Annotated in this window: 15 protein-coding genes; 10 read left to right on the top strand and 5 right to left on the bottom strand. The window is 40.4% G+C overall.

Features of this window, described 5'->3' with window-relative positions; translation table 11 throughout:
• The first annotated feature begins 45 nt into the window (after positions 1-45).
• The 3 genes from CFPU101_RS19055 to CFPU101_RS25680 all read left to right on the top strand — a co-directional run bounded on the left by CFPU101_RS19055 (position 46) and on the right by CFPU101_RS25680 (position 3,182).
• Entirely contained in the window at positions 46-837 is a 792-nt protein-coding gene (locus CFPU101_RS19055; protein ID WP_206816913.1) for an ABC transporter permease, read from the top strand.
• A gap of 225 nt (positions 838-1,062) precedes the next feature.
• A complete protein-coding gene (locus CFPU101_RS19050; RefSeq protein WP_206816912.1) occupies positions 1,063-2,322 on the top strand; it encodes a GNAT family N-acetyltransferase in 1,260 nt (419 codons plus the stop codon).
• 188 nt (positions 2,323-2,510) lie between these two features.
• On the top strand, positions 2,511-3,182 hold the full coding sequence (locus CFPU101_RS25680) for a hypothetical protein (protein WP_242578093.1): 672 nt from the start codon (positions 2,511-2,513) through the stop codon (positions 3,180-3,182).
• Positions 3,183-3,217: 35 nt separating this feature from the next.
• On the opposite strand, the gene glgB is transcribed toward CFPU101_RS25680, so the two are convergent.
• The 3 genes from glgB to CFPU101_RS19030 all read right to left on the bottom strand — a co-directional run bounded on the left by glgB (position 3,218) and on the right by CFPU101_RS19030 (position 8,042).
• Entirely contained in the window at positions 3,218-5,521 is a 2,304-nt protein-coding gene (glgB, locus tag CFPU101_RS19040; RefSeq protein ID WP_206816911.1) for a 1,4-alpha-glucan branching enzyme, read from the bottom strand.
• A gap of 169 nt (positions 5,522-5,690) precedes the next feature.
• The gene (locus CFPU101_RS19035; protein ID WP_206816910.1) at positions 5,691-7,199 is read right to left on the bottom strand and encodes a NarK family nitrate/nitrite MFS transporter; all 1,509 of its coding nucleotides are present in this window, start codon (positions 7,197-7,199) and stop codon (positions 5,691-5,693) included.
• A 486-nt stretch (positions 7,200-7,685) separates the two neighbouring features.
• Positions 7,686-8,042, bottom strand: coding sequence for a YkgJ family cysteine cluster protein (locus tag CFPU101_RS19030; protein WP_206816929.1), 357 nt, complete (start codon positions 8,040-8,042; stop codon positions 7,686-7,688).
• Positions 8,043-8,174: 132 nt separating this feature from the next.
• On the opposite strand from CFPU101_RS19030, the gene psb30 reads away from it, so the two are divergent.
• Complete coding sequence (psb30, locus tag CFPU101_RS19025; RefSeq protein ID WP_106459014.1) at positions 8,175-8,294, top strand: photosystem II reaction center protein Ycf12/Psb30; 120 nt, start codon at positions 8,175-8,177, stop codon at positions 8,292-8,294.
• An 85-nt stretch (positions 8,295-8,379) separates the two neighbouring features.
• Here psb30 and CFPU101_RS19020 read toward each other — a convergent pair whose 3' ends face one another.
• The gene (locus tag CFPU101_RS19020) at positions 8,380-8,754 is read right to left on the bottom strand and encodes a hypothetical protein (RefSeq protein WP_206816909.1); all 375 of its coding nucleotides are present in this window, start codon (positions 8,752-8,754) and stop codon (positions 8,380-8,382) included.
• Here CFPU101_RS19020 and CFPU101_RS19015 point away from each other — a divergent pair.
• Entirely contained in the window at positions 8,753-8,935 is a 183-nt protein-coding gene (locus CFPU101_RS19015; protein ID WP_206816908.1) for a hypothetical protein, read from the top strand. The two genes, CFPU101_RS19020 and CFPU101_RS19015, sit on opposite strands and share 2 nt — an antisense overlap.
• A 12-nt stretch (positions 8,936-8,947) precedes the next feature.
• Here CFPU101_RS19015 and ctpC read toward each other — a convergent pair whose 3' ends face one another.
• The gene (ctpC, locus tag CFPU101_RS19010) at positions 8,948-10,249 is read right to left on the bottom strand and encodes a carboxyl-terminal processing protease CtpC (RefSeq protein ID WP_206816907.1); all 1,302 of its coding nucleotides are present in this window, start codon (positions 10,247-10,249) and stop codon (positions 8,948-8,950) included.
• Between the two features lie 286 nt (positions 10,250-10,535).
• Here ctpC and CFPU101_RS19005 point away from each other — a divergent pair, with 286 nt between their 5' ends.
• The 5 genes from CFPU101_RS19005 to CFPU101_RS18985 all read left to right on the top strand — a co-directional run bounded on the left by CFPU101_RS19005 (position 10,536) and on the right by CFPU101_RS18985 (position 14,467).
• The gene (locus CFPU101_RS19005) at positions 10,536-11,033 is read left to right on the top strand and encodes a cell division protein FtsQ/DivIB (RefSeq protein WP_206816906.1); all 498 of its coding nucleotides are present in this window, start codon (positions 10,536-10,538) and stop codon (positions 11,031-11,033) included.
• Positions 10,940-11,353 (top strand): cell division protein FtsQ/DivIB, encoded by a 414-nt coding sequence (locus CFPU101_RS19000; RefSeq protein WP_206816905.1) that lies wholly within the window; start codon positions 10,940-10,942, stop codon positions 11,351-11,353. The genes CFPU101_RS19005 and CFPU101_RS19000 overlap by 94 nt, the downstream gene beginning before the upstream one ends.
• A 147-nt stretch (positions 11,354-11,500) precedes the next feature.
• Complete coding sequence (gene ftsZ, locus CFPU101_RS18995; RefSeq protein ID WP_206816904.1) at positions 11,501-12,748, top strand: cell division protein FtsZ; 1,248 nt, start codon at positions 11,501-11,503, stop codon at positions 12,746-12,748.
• A gap of 2 nt (positions 12,749-12,750) precedes the next feature.
• Positions 12,751-13,551, top strand: coding sequence for a bifunctional hydroxymethylpyrimidine kinase/phosphomethylpyrimidine kinase (gene thiD, locus CFPU101_RS18990; protein WP_206816903.1), 801 nt, complete (start codon positions 12,751-12,753; stop codon positions 13,549-13,551).
• A 142-nt stretch (positions 13,552-13,693) separates the two neighbouring features.
• Entirely contained in the window at positions 13,694-14,467 is a 774-nt protein-coding gene (locus tag CFPU101_RS18985; protein ID WP_206816902.1) for a PspA/IM30 family protein, read from the top strand.
• Positions 14,468-14,486: the final 19 nt, after the last annotated feature.

Below are 14,486 nucleotides of genomic sequence, written 5' to 3'. Positions count from 1 at the left end.
ATAATAAAGATTGGAAATATTTAGAATTGTAAATCCCCTACGCCTGTGAAACCTTCTGAACTGCAAACAATTTTTGATGATACTCTAACTGTTTTTTGGGGTGAGTGGCTCGATCTACGTGCAAGAGTCGTACAAATTGCTGCAACTGGACTGGTTTCGCCTCTTATTTATATTATTGCTTTCGGACTGGGTTTAGGTAGTGCCGTTGATCAGGCGATGAAACCGACTCAGGGAAATAACTATTTAGAGTTTATCTTACCTGGAATGGTGGCTTTATCTTCGATGGCGATTAGTTTTGGGGGGACAACTTTTTCAATTTGTGGCGATCGCTTATTTAGCAAAACCTTTGAAGAATTACTTTTACTTCCCATTCATCCCTTGGCTTTGTATTTGGGTAAAATGTTTGCAGGGATTCTTCGGGGTGTAATGACCGCAGGATCAGTTATTTTAGTCGCTGTTCTTTTTACTGGAAAATTTGCCAGTTTTTTAAATCCGCTTTTTTTATTGATTTTAGTCTTAAATTGTGCTGTTTTTGCGGGAATTGGAGTTTTAGTAGGGCTACGGGTCAAATCCTTAGAAAGTGTCGGACTTTATAATAATTTTTTGATTGTACCGATGTCTTTTTTGGGTGGAACGTTTTTTGATGCGAAAACGCTACCGATTTATCTCAAAGTGATTGTTTATCTTCTACCACTAACCTATACTAGCTTAGGTTTACGGGCGGCGGCGTATTCCCCTTGGTCTGAGTTTCCCTGGTATGTGATTCCTATTTTATTGGTTACTGCGATCGTACTCGCGTTCATGGGAGCAAAGCAATTTTCTAATCAACAGGATTGATAAAAATCAAAACACATAGGCTCTATCGGTAGATTGTCAATTGTCAAAAATAAGCGAAATACTGAACACTCTATTGATCGATCTTTAGAATTAATGAAGATGTTCCTTAAAAAATTGATAGGTGCTGATCAAAGATCTACAATATAAGACAAGAACTCTAAAATTAACTAGAGTTTTATCAATGCCACTTTTTAAAGGTGGCGTTAGGAAATTTAACTGCAACTTATGAGTGCAAATTCTTCGCCAACTACTAAACTTTCGATTCGTCCGATTCAGCATCGGGACTTAGAGGCTATCGAATCTCTAATCATCGAAAATGCAGAAGAAAAACCTAATTATTTATCAGTCCTTTTTAAAAATCAGTTGCAGTACGTGCGTCGCTGGTTTGGCGTACTGAAAGTTTTAAGTCTTTTTCCCAATCCTTTACGCCATCAATTTTGGGCCTATGTCGCTGAACAAATTGATAGTGATACAAACGAATTATCCGTTCAAGGTCTTATTCAAGTCGCACCTTTTAACAGCAGTCGTACAACTTGGCGGGTTGAACAAGTTTTAGTTCATCCTCAACAGTCTTTAGGCGATCCTCAAGGTGTTGGATCACAACTGTTACGTCATTGCTTTGAAAGCATCTGGGAAGCGAGAACCTGGATGATTGAAGTTAATATTCATCAAAAAGCGACTTTAGCTTTGTATCGTCAGCATGGTTTCCAACCCCTTGCTGAAATGACGTATTGGTCATTATCCCCAGAATTATTGCAAGAATTAGCCGAGGATATCCCCGATTTACCGAACTTACTGCCGATGAGTAATGCAGATGCTCATCTACTGTATCAACTCGATTGCGTATCAATGCCGCCTTTATTACGACAAGTTTACGATCGACATATTCAAGATTTTAAAGTCGGTTTATTGAATTCCTTTGGGCGAAAAGTACAAAACTGGTACGGACACGCAGAGATGACGCGGGGTTATGTCTTTGAACCGCAACGCAAAGCAGCGATCGGACATTTTGAATTAACCTTGTGTAAAGATGGTTCTCGTCCGCATCAGGCGCGTTTAACCGTTCATCCCGCTTATACTTGGCTTTATCCTAAGCTATTAAGTAAGATGGCGCAAATTACTCAAAAATACCCGCCACAAGCCTTAGAATTAACCTCAGCCGATTATCAGCACGAACGACAAGAATTTTTAGAACAACTCAAAGCAGAACGAGTTGAACATACTTTATTGATGTCGCGTTCGGTTTGGCACAAAATCAGAGAAACCAAACTCGAAAAACTGCAATTTACAGAAGTGCTTCAGAATTTACAAGCAGTCCCTAGAACACCGATTCCGAGTCGGATGTCGATGTTACAGTGGCCATTTAATTCTGTCCAAAAAACATCAACTTTAGAACAACCTACGGAGTCTAACCCTTCTCCAGAATCTTCTAATCAAACTTCTAATAATTCATCAGATCCCAGTGAAAACGGACATCATGCCTGATAACAGTTCTATAATTAATAGCTTAGAAATGAGTTTAATTAATTAAGAAATAATAATCATTTGAGAATTTCTGAAGATTTGAGGTAAGAAATGTTTGTAATTATTTTTTAACAAGTAATTACGTCTAATTGTAATATCTCTCATGATAAACTCAGATGGAAATTATCATGATTGATTAGATACGAATAATGAAAAAACTTAAACTGTTGGGGGCGGTCGCTACATTAAGTCTACTCTGTGCAGAATTATTTGCAATGCCTTCTGCTGATGCGGTTCAACAGCTTTCCTGTAATGGTCGAATGAATAACGGATGGTCATATTCTGCTGAATATATTGATGGTCAGTTTACGCGCATTCGTTGGACACGTCAAGGAAAACCACCTCAAACAACTAATTTAACCTATGACAGCATCAATAATAAAGATCAACCTGTTTATACAGGGGGTCTAATGGGTGCCTTGGGTGTCACCTTAATTGATTTATCGGGGGGTGATGTACAGCCAGGTTCAAAAATAACCGTCACGGTTGATGACTGGGGACGTTCACAGGCTAATTGCGGGACTTCATCTTCTAGTACATCACTTACAAATGTTCTGGCTTTCCAAACAAAAAGCTACTTAGTGAAAGTTGATCAAAAAAATAACAATTTTCTGATGACTGTTATAGAAAAAAAAACCAATCGACCATTTATCAATAATGCACCTGCTACAGTTGCTCCTCGCCGTAATTCTAATGATAATTGGACAAGTTATGTTCATCGGGGTAACATTATAGCCTATGCGCGAACTAACCCTAGAGGAGAGCAAGAACTGGAACTTACTCGATCAGCAAACAGACGAGTGATTGAAAAAGCAATATAAAACTAAGGGCTTGGAAAACAAGCCCTTTTTAAGGATTATTCTGATATAAGTTGCTGCCCCATCACGGCGGCTGTTTTTTCAGAATGGAGTTTAAGGATTAAAACAGACAGAGGGGGAAGACACAAATCAATGGAATAAAGACGACCTTGATAAGACCATTCCTCAGTCCATTTACCGCCCAAATTCCCCATATTACTACCTCCATATTTGCGGGCATCACTGTTAAAGAGTTCGGTATAGAAACCCGCTTGAGGTACACCCACGCGATAGTGACTATGGGGCTGTGGTGTAAAATTACAAACCACGATTACAAATTCTCCCCATTCTTTACTCCAGCGAATAAAAGCAACCACACTATGACGATTATCGCTACAATCAATCCATTCAAAGCCCGTACGTTCAAAGTCTTGAGTGTATAAAGCAGGCTGACTCTTGTAAATAGTATTTAGATCTTTGAAAAATTCTTTTAATTTTTGATGGGAAGCATATTCTAATAAATGCCATTCTAGATCCGCCCAGACATTCCACTCACTCCACTGACCAAACTCCATACTCATAAACATGGTTTTTTTGCCTGGATGAGTAAACATATAGGTAAACAAACACCGAACATTAGCAAATTTTTGCCACTCGTCTCCAGGCATTTTCCCGATCATATTACTCTTGCCATGAACCACCTCATCATGGGACAGAGCTAACATATAGTTTTCGCTGTGGTTATACCACATACTAAAAGTGACGTTATTTTGATGGAACTGACGGAACCAGGGGTCCATACCGAAATAATCTAACATATCGTGCATCCAGCCCATGTTCCACTTAAGGTTAAACCCTAAGCCACCTACATAGGTCGGCCATGATACCATTGGCCAAGAGGTTGATTCTTCGGCAATTGACAGAATACCAGGAAAATAACTAAAAGCGACACTATTGACTTGTCGTAAGAAATCAGCCGCTTCTAAATTTTCTCGCCCGCCATATTGATTAGCAACCCATTCGCCCTCTTCACGGCAATAATCAAGGTATAACATTGAAGCAACCGCATCAACTCGAATCCCATCAATATGATATTTATCTAGCCAAAACAAAACATTAGCGACTAAAAAGTTACGAACTTCATTGCGTCCGTAATCAAAAACCAGAGTTCCCCATTCTTTATGTTCACCTTTACGGGGATCTCCGTATTCATATAAATGTGTTCCATCAAAAAAGGCTAAACCGTGTCCATCTTTGGGGAAATGCCCTGGAACCCAATCAATAATGACACCGATACCCTGTTGATGACATTGATCAACAAAATACATAAAATCTTCGGGAGTGCCAAAGCGAGAAGTCGGCGCATAATATCCCGTCACTTGATAGCCCCATGATCCATCAAAAGGATGCTCACTGATGGGTAAGAGTTCAATATGAGTATAACCCATGTCTTTAACGTAGGGGATGAGTTTATGGGCTAACTCATAGTAGCTCATGAACCGAGCATTAGGATTCATTTCCGAAACCGTTATGGGATCGGTTTCACCTTTTAATAATTTTGTTTTTTCTTGGGATGAAGCATGAAGCCATGATCCTAAATGAACTTCATACACGGAAATAGGTTGCAATAGGGGATCACTATGGCGACGTTTGTCTAACCATTGATGATCGTTCCATTGATATTGATTGAGATCCGCAACAATTGAGGCGGTTTTTGGGCGGGGTTCTTGTTGAAAACCATAGGGATCGGATTTTTCATAAATATGACCTTCCCAGTTTTTGATTTCGTATTTATAACTCGTGCCAACAGATGCCTCTGGTATAAATAATTCCCAAACGCTGTTATTAAGTTTACGCATTTGGTGATTTCGACCATCCCAATTATTAAAATCGGCGAGTACCGATACGTTTCGGGCATTAGGGGCCCATACGGCAAAATTAACCCCTTGTACTCCATCGCTCGTTGTCGGATGTGCGCCTAGTTTTTCATAAATGCGGTGGTGATTTCCTTCACCAAATAAATGTAAATCAAAATCTGTTATTTTCTTGGATTTAAAAGCATAGGGATCATAAATAACTTTTTCTGAATCTCCTTCTTTGACTCTCAGTTGATAATTATTTAGTTCATTTGTATTAACTATACATTCAAAAAAGTGCGGATGATGGATCGATTGCATTGGGTATTCCTTCCGTTGAGAGGGAACAATTACCCAAGCCGCTTCTGTTTTGGGTAGATAAGCCCGAATGACCCATTTTTCTACTTTTCCATTATCTTTCAAAGGATGAGATCCCAAAATCTCAAATGGATCATTATGAAGGTTATAAACGATTTGATTAACTTGTTCTGGGGATATCGTAGACATTCAGCTACCCATTGCTAAGGAATGACGGAGGCAACGAAGCCCCCTTTTAATACTCTTACTACATATTTATATATGTTTTGGTTTTTTTTGGCAGTCATTAGCAAGGTATTTAAGCAAAAAAAAAGGGCGTATTGTTTACACCCCAAGGGATTTGATGCGTTAGAAAAATTTAATTTCTAAAATCTTGGGTAACGGCAACAGGAGGATTTTCGATGTATTCGGGTTCTGTTGCATAATCAACTGCAAAGGAGTTTTTGGGTTCTCTGAGGAAAAAGGCGCACAGAGAAGCACAAATTAAACCCGCAATGCCCATGACAACAAATAGTGTTGCTGCATTCGTTAGGCTATAGATCGTCAAGAAAACAACTCCGCCAAAGTTGCCATAGGCTCCCACATTACCCGATATTTGTCCTGTAATGTCTTTTTTGATCAAAGGAACAATACCATAAGTCGCGCCGCAACCTGCTTGAGCAAAATAAGCCGCTAACATAGTTGCTGCGATCGCTAAAGGAATCGGCCATGCTTTATTAATTCCAGATGCAATGAGATAAGATATACCAACACCCACCGCAATAATGGTTAATGTCCATTTTCGTGAACCAAATTTATCAGAAATTAAACCCCCACTAGGACGAGAAACAAGATTTAAGAAGGGATAGGAAGCCGCGATCATTGATGCAGTGACATGATCGAGAGCAAAAGTATATTCAAAGAAAGCAGGTAACATCGAAACGGCGGCTAACTCTGAACCAAAGGTAATGACATAAGCATATTCGAGTAGGGAAACTTGACGAAACTGAAAGCGTTCTGAGGGGGCAAATGTTTTAGTTCCCCTTAGCATATCTTTGTTAACTTGCCAAGCTTTATAGGTTTGAAAAGCATACAACAAGCCTAATAAAACCCAAGCCGTAATCATTTGACTCTGATTAAGGAAGTTTAATTTAGGTTGAGCTAACCGCCAAGCGAGTAAACCGAGGGCAAAGATTAAGCCAAAGTTCATGATCAGCATTGCCCAGAAGCTTTTCGGGCTGGTGACTTCCATTGCACCATTTTTCTTGGGACGTTTGTAGGCTTTCCCAGGAGGTGTATCGCTAACACTGTTGTAGTAAATCAGGCTATAAAGCGCGGCAATGATCCCCGTTAGTGCGATCGCTAAACGCCAGTTCGAGGTACCACCCGCCATAAATGCGGTGCCTACTGCGAGAAAGGGTAAGACAAATTCGGCACCAAACGCGCCAAAATTACCCCAACCGCCGTAGACCCCTTGGGCAATACCAATATCTTTCGGGGGGAACCATTCAGCAACCATGCGAATTCCGACAACAAAGCCAGAACCAACGATCCCCATCAGCAGACGGCTTAAAACCAGTTGATTAAAGTCTTGGGCGAAAGCGGTAGCTAAACAGGGAACCACAGCAAACATTAAAAGGGCAGTGTAGGTAATTCTGGGGCCATAACGATCCAAAATCATCCCAATGATAATCCGTGCGGGGATCGTTAGGGCTAGGTTACAAATGCCTAATGTTTTAATTTGTTCGGATGTGAGATGAAGTTCTTTACCGATGGTTGTCGCAAAGGGTGCGAAATTAAACCAACAGACAAAAGTTAGGAAAAAAGCAAACCAAGTAAGGTGTAGAATTTTGAATCTACCCCGCAAAGACCACATTTGGGTTAACATTGATGGCAATCCTTTTAAGTTAGAATGAACGTTTGTAGTTTGGCGTTCTTTGGTGAAAATGGCTCTAGCTAATTTTTATTGCACCCTTTGTACGGTAATGTCTTTCTAGCGAAGACTTGACTGTCTTAATCAGTTATTGTTTACCAACTCTTGAGTAATCTTTACACAGAGTTTAAGTGTTTTAAAGTCATTTTTTATACAAATAATATAAATTAACTTCTTTATACTGATCGAGATGCTTAATGTAAAAAAGAAATCTATGCAAGTAGGTAACTTTTTCATTTGCATATCTTCAAGTTCGCTGTTTTTAAGCGTTTTTTTTGTATATTTAGATACTCTTTTTCTAGAGTAATGTTGAGTTTGCATCCTTAACATTCTCTCATTGCATTTAAAAGATTTTACTCAATGAATAAAAAAAAAGGCATAGAACTATATCAATACAGTCTTTTGCCTGCACGCATTAAATGAAGATTCAAACCAATTTTTTTAACGGGTAGTTTTGATCACTTGGTTGTAACGCTTCATTTCTGGGCTATTCTCTCCATAAACCCCTGTAATTTGCTGCCGACAACAGTCGATCGCAAACTCATTAAATTCACTAGGGGAAATTTGATACATCTGCTCAAAAGTATCGGGTTTAACACAGCAAAAACGAGGGCGCGAGTCATAAATCTGACATTGACGAGTCAGTTGATCGAAATTGACACACCAGCCATCGTTTCCTACCATCCCTAAATACTGTTCCAATTCATCGTGTGAAAGATAATCTTCTAAGTCGGGTCGCTCTTGTGGATCAAGATGACAACAAGCCCCACACTGTTTCGCACATTGCCAAGTTTCCATCATAAATTAACTTTGTAATAAAAGTTCATAGATTTTTGTGTCATTACTGAAAAAGCAGGGAAACTTCTTCGGTATGATAGACATTGGTTTTTTAATATATAACCCTTGATCACGATAGCGTCAGGAGACCCCATGGAGTTACTCGCAGCCCTTAATCTAGAACCGATTTTTCAATTAACTTTTGTTGCTCTTATTATGTTAGCTGGGCCGGCCGTCGTCTTTTTGCTTTTTTTACGCGGCGGCGATCTGTAATGTGAATAGTGAATCGTTGATAGTGAACAGTTGAAAAATGATTTCTGTCATCTGTTCTTTTAAATAACTATTAACTTTTCACTATTTACTGATTCAGCCAACGCCAAAGCGGATGTTTTGGCCCAATGGCTTGAATTTTTTCAACTCGTTTGATGAGTTGTCGCTTTTCCGACATCGGCAAACCTTGTAAGATATTACGGCTTTGCCAGACTAAAACAGCAGCAGTAATCGCCAGACTAAAAGATAAACATAGAGTAGCAAATAGATGATAGGCTAATCCAAAACGGACAGCCGTCCAAGTAAAATGATCTCTAATCAGTTCGATTTCTTCTCGAAGGTTCCATAATCCCATAGGAACCAAAATTAGCCAACACGCTAAAACAAATAGCCAGCGACTCCAAACCGTTAATTGATGTAGACGCTGGACTTGTTGTTCAAAGTTAGGTACATCGTCAGTCATGATAGATAATGCACAAACTTGGTATATTGTCAAGAAAGAAAACGAGATTTGTCAAATAGTTGAATTAACTCCCCTAGAGACCCCAACTGAGGAAACTTGGTGGGGCCCTTTTCCTTCCCACTCAGAAGCGATCGCCAAACGAGTTGGATTGATTCGGGCTGGCAAATGCCAACCCCAATAAAAAATAACTCGTTTAATTTGATTCTTTAGTCGCTTGATTTCCTGAACCTTGTTTATACTTGGCGATTTCTGGTTTAAGAACTTCAAACGCTTTGGAGAATTGGGGATCAGCAAAAGTTCCAATTTTATTACGATCTTGTTGTAATGCTTTGCGATCATCTTCCGTCAAAGTCACTTCGACATCTGGTGGAATCCCTTCTTTATTAATATCACGACCATTGGGGGTAAGATATTTAGCGATCGTCACCGCTAAACCCGAACCATCGCCGAGACTGCGAACTGATTGTACTAGACCCTTACCAAAGGTTTTTGTTCCAACCAATTCAGCCCGATGATGATCCTGCAAAGCCCCCGAAAGAATTTCGCTAGCACTTGCTGAACCTCCATCAACTAAAACCACTAAAGGTTTATCAGTTAAAGCGCGATTATTAGCCCGTTGACGTTCTACAACTCCTTTACGATCAACTGTAGAAACAATTACGCCTTCATCGAGCCACATCCGAGCGATTTCCACACTAGAGTAGAGTAAACCACCTGGATTAGAGCGGAGATCTAAAATATAACCTTGAACGCCTTGGGATTCTAGCTTAGTAATTGCGGAGCGCATTTCTTCACCAGCTTGTGCGCTAAATTGATTCAACCTAATATAACCAACCTTGCCAACTGGAGACGTTTCAATGTGAGAACGAACGGGATGAATTTCGATTTTAGTACGAGTTAAAGTGTAGTCAATGTTTTGCTCTTTTCGTTTAATCGTAATCGTCACATTTGTGCCAGCTTTACCGCGAATCATATTAACCGCGTCTTCTAACTCCATGCCTTCTGTTGATTTGCCATCAATTTTGACAATCACATCTTGGGCTAAAATTCCAGCTTTAAAAGCAGGTGTATCTTCTATGGGAGAAACTACGAGCAATTGCTTGGTTTTTTCATCTTTAGTAATTTGAATCCCCACCCCAGTTAATTCGCCAGAGGTATCTATTTGCATATTTTTAAACTCATCAGGCTCCATAAAACGAGTATATGGATCATTGAGTTTTTGTAACATTTCTCGAATCGCTTTATAAGCTTCCTCAGAGTTAGCATAGGAGCGATCTAGATATTCGCTGCGAACCGATCGCCAGTCATTTTTATTATAGGTGCCATCCAAATAAGTTCGGTCAATAATCTGCCAAACTTCATCGATTAACTCTTTTGGGCTTTCTTGAAAAAAAGCTTGACTTTGAGAAAGTCGCATTCCAGCCCCAGTGACTGCCACAGTCGTTAATACCACTGCCGTTGCACCCAGAACCAAACCACGTTTTGTCATGACCATAAGCTTAGAGGATGTTGGTAGAATACTGCTATACTCAACGCTGCCCTCACGGTTTATCGTTAATCCACTCCGTGAAAGAACTAAGCTTTTAACGAAGCGTGAGCGTTTGATTTGAGCAGTTAGAAAGAAATCAATAAATAGGCTAATACAGTTATAACATCGAAATCATTCTAAGTTACATTCGTCTTGTGTCGAGAGCATCACTTCAGACAATTGACTTGAACTAGATGGAACAACTATAACAAAGATAGCATCAACCTTTTGATGCTGGTTAGTACTTATTTCCATGACGATCGCTTCTGTGTCTTCTGATTCTCTTAAAGATCAACGACTTACCCTAGTAAGTCAACGCCGTTTTAAAACATTAAGTGCCTTATGGCGTTTTTTTCTAATTATTAGTCTAGCCGTTGGTTTGGGGTGGATGATGACTAATAAAGCTTGGATGATTAAAAAAGACAGTCAAATTGAAGTTAAAGGGTTATATTTGATGTCACCCCAAATGATTTATTCACTTCTATCACTTTCTTATCCTCAATCTCTCTGGCGACTAGAAACGCATCAGTTAAGTCAACAACTTGAAAAAAGTCCACCTGTCGCTAATGCGATTATTACTCGCCATCTCTTTCCCCCTGAAATCGTCATTGAGGTTCAAGAAAGACAACCGATTGCAGTTGCTCAATCTAACCAAAAGTGGGGATTTCTCATGAGCAAGGGATTTTTATTCCACAGAAATTCTATAATCTTTCCCAAAAAGGACTTAAACCACCTAGTCTTAAAGTTCTAGGTTATAGCCCTAATTATCGCCCTTACTGGCTCAAACTTTATCCACTCCTGCAAAATTTTCCAGTTAAAATCTTTGCCATTGATTGGCAAGACTACAGTAATCTTGTACTGATTACAGAATTAGGAAATGTTCACCTTGGGGACTACACAACACAACTAGCGAAAAAGCTATCAATTTTAGCTAAAATGCGAGACTTATCAAAGCAAATCCCTATTCAACAAATTGTCTATATTGATGTCAGTAACCCAGATTCTCCAGTCGTTCAACTCAAACAACAGCCCACCAAACAACCGCTTAACTCTCTAGTAAAAAATGACTAACCGTTTTTGGTTTTAAAATAATGACTTTTAAATCCTAAAAAAGTAACATAAAGAATTTAAAAAAATTAATGTTAATGATAATCTATATAGATTAACTCACAATAACCAAATAATAATAGAATTGCAGAGAACCTTGTTCCAGTTAAAATGACACTAAATAATGAAATCAATCATAAGCGATCTAGCTCAGAGCCTGCTGATCCCTCAGTAAACGCGGATAACTATCTCACTTTAAACAATGTAGGGTTATCGATACCCAATATGAATGAAGCCGTCAAATCACCTAGAGAAGAAACTAGGAGTAACAAAATCGTGCCGTCTAATGTAGCCAAAATCAAAGTCATTGGCGTAGGCGGTGGGGGATGTAATGCCGTCAACCGAATGATTGACAGTGGATTAACAGGAATTGAATTTTGGGCGATTAATACCGACGCTCAAGCTTTATCCAATTCAGCCGCCCCCCAACGTCTTCAAATCGGACAAAAACTGACAAGAGGTCTAGGCGCGGGTGGTAATCCTGCCATTGGACAAAAAGCAGCAGAAGAATCACGAGATGAAATTGCTCATGCGCTAGAAAGTACAGATTTAGTGTTTATTACGGCGGGCATGGGTGGCGGAACGGGAACGGGTGCAGCCCCAATTGTTGCCGAAGTCGCCAAAGAAATAGGCTGTTTAACCGTAGGAGTCGTAACGCGTCCCTTTACCTTTGAAGGTCGTCGGCGCACCAATCAAGCAGATGAGGGAGTCGGCAGCTTACAAAGTCGGGTCGATACTCTAATTATCATTCCCAATAATCAGCTATTAACCGTCATCCCCCAAGATACACCTTTACAAGAAGCATTCCGCATCGCCGATGATGTACTCAGACAAGGGGTACAAGGGATCTCAGATATTATTACGATTCCTGGACTTGTGAATGTAGACTTTGCTGATGTACGAGCGGTAATGGCTGATGCGGGATCGGCATTGATGGGAATTGGCGTTAGTTCTGGAAAATCCAGAGCAAAAGAAGGGGCTACGGCTGCTATTTCTTCACCTTTATTAGAATCATCGATTACTGGTGCCAAAGGTGTCGTCTTAAACATCACAGGGGGTAATGATTTGACTCTACACGAAGTGAACGCCGCCGCCGAAACGATTTACGAAGTAGTTGACCCCAACGCTAACATCATTTTTGGTGCCGTTATTGATGAGCGAATGCAAGGGGAAGTCAGAATCACTGTGATTGCGACGGGCTTTTCCTCAGAGTCAGGCAATCGCATTGTTACCCCAACTATCACTCAAACATCAAGCCCTAGTCCTAGTCCTAGTGTTGTGAGTGACCCCGAGCCAGGCAAAGCGACAAAGTTACCCCCATTCCTCGAACAAAGACGGTTTCCGCGAGGTAATCGATAAAGATGTTTAAGAGTGCCTTGACGATCGCAGGTTCTGATAGTGGAGGAGGTGCGGGGATTCAAGCCGATTTACGCACCTTTGCTTTTTATTGTGTTCACGGTGCCAGTGCGATTACCTGTATCACCGCCCAAAATACCGTAGGAGTGACGCAAGTCCTCGCCCTAGACCCCGCCATCGTTGCTGCCCAAATTGAAGCTGTGATGAGTGATTTAGCAGTATACGCGGTCAAAACTGGAATGCTTCTAAATCAGGGAATTATGAAAACAGTCGCCGCACAAATCGAAAAATGGGGGATCACTCAGTTAGTAGTCGATCCCGTGATGGTGTCTCGGACTGGCGTTCAATTGATTGATGATCAAGCGATCGCTTATTTACAAAATTCCATAATTCCCCATGCTTTATTAGTCACGCCAAACCGCTTTGAGGCGCAACTACTCAGTGGCATAGAAATCAAAACGTTAGAAGAGATGAAGCTTGCGGCCCAAAAGATTTGGCAAAAGGGAGCAAAAAACGTTTTAGTTAAAGGTGGTGGACTGATGGGAACCTTAAAAGGGGTAGATGTTTGGTTTGATGGGAAAAATTACGAAACCCTCACCACCGAAAAGATCGAAACTAAAAACACTCATGGTACAGGTTGTACCCTCGCGGCGGCGATTACAGCAAATCTTACTCTTGGGAAAGACCTGAAAACGGCGGTCATTGATGCTAAAGATTACGTGACAACGGCTCTAAAATATGGTTTAGATATTGGCCAAGGAACAGGGCCAGTCGGTCACTTTTTTCCCCTCAAACAATCACAATAGAGACGGACACCTCAGCTTAGATTAAACTAGAAGACATAGAGCTATGGGGCATCTCTATTAAAATTTTATTAAGTAGGCTAATGCTCCTAAGTCTACAGTCATAAATGATCTTGTCGATTCAAACAAAAGGATAAGAAGCGTCATGGGATTATTTGATCGCCTAAATCGAGTTGTTCGAGCCAATCTTAATGACATGGTTAGTAAAGCCGAAGATCCTGAAAAGATCCTCGAACAAGCTGTACTAGATATGCAGGAAGATCTGGTACAGTTACGTCAGGCTGTCGCTAGAGCGATCGCCGAACAAAGACAAACTGAACAAAAATATACTAAAGAACAATCTGAGTCTGTTAAGTGGGAGCAACGCGCTAAATTAGCTCTTTCTAAAGGAGATGAAAGTCTAGCCCGAGAAGCCCTTAAACGCAAAAAATCTTATGGGGAGACAGCAACCATTCTCAAACAACAGCTTGATGGACAAAGCGTTACCGTTGAGAACCTGAGAAAAAACCTGATCGCTCTAGAAAGCAAAATTTCTGAAGCCAAAACCAAGAAAAATATGTTGGTGGCTCGTTCTAAGGCCGCTAAGGCTAATGAATCTCTCCAAAAAACCATTAGTGGCATCGATACAGGGAACGCCATGTCTGCTTTTGAGCGCATGGAAGAAAAAGTCTTACAACAAGAGGCTAAATCTCAAGCAATTGGTGAATTAGCGGGTTTTGGCATTGAGCAACAATTTGCTCAACTTGAATCAGGCAGCGATGTTGACGATGAACTAGCAATGCTTAAAGCACAATTAGGTGGTACACCTGAACCGACAGCCGCTTTGCCATCATCAACAACTCCAGCTAAAACTCAAGCTTCTGACTCAGTAGTCGATGCTGAATTAGAAGATTTGCGGAAACAGCTTGATGGATTGTAAATGATTAGGAATTGAGGGA

It is taken from the genome of Chroococcus sp. FPU101 (assembly GCF_017312365.1).
Classification (GTDB): Bacteria; Cyanobacteriota; Cyanobacteriia; order Cyanobacteriales; family Microcystaceae; genus Chroococcus.
The sequence above is the reverse complement of the archived record's forward strand: the minus strand, read 5'-3'. Positions and strand labels throughout refer to the sequence as shown.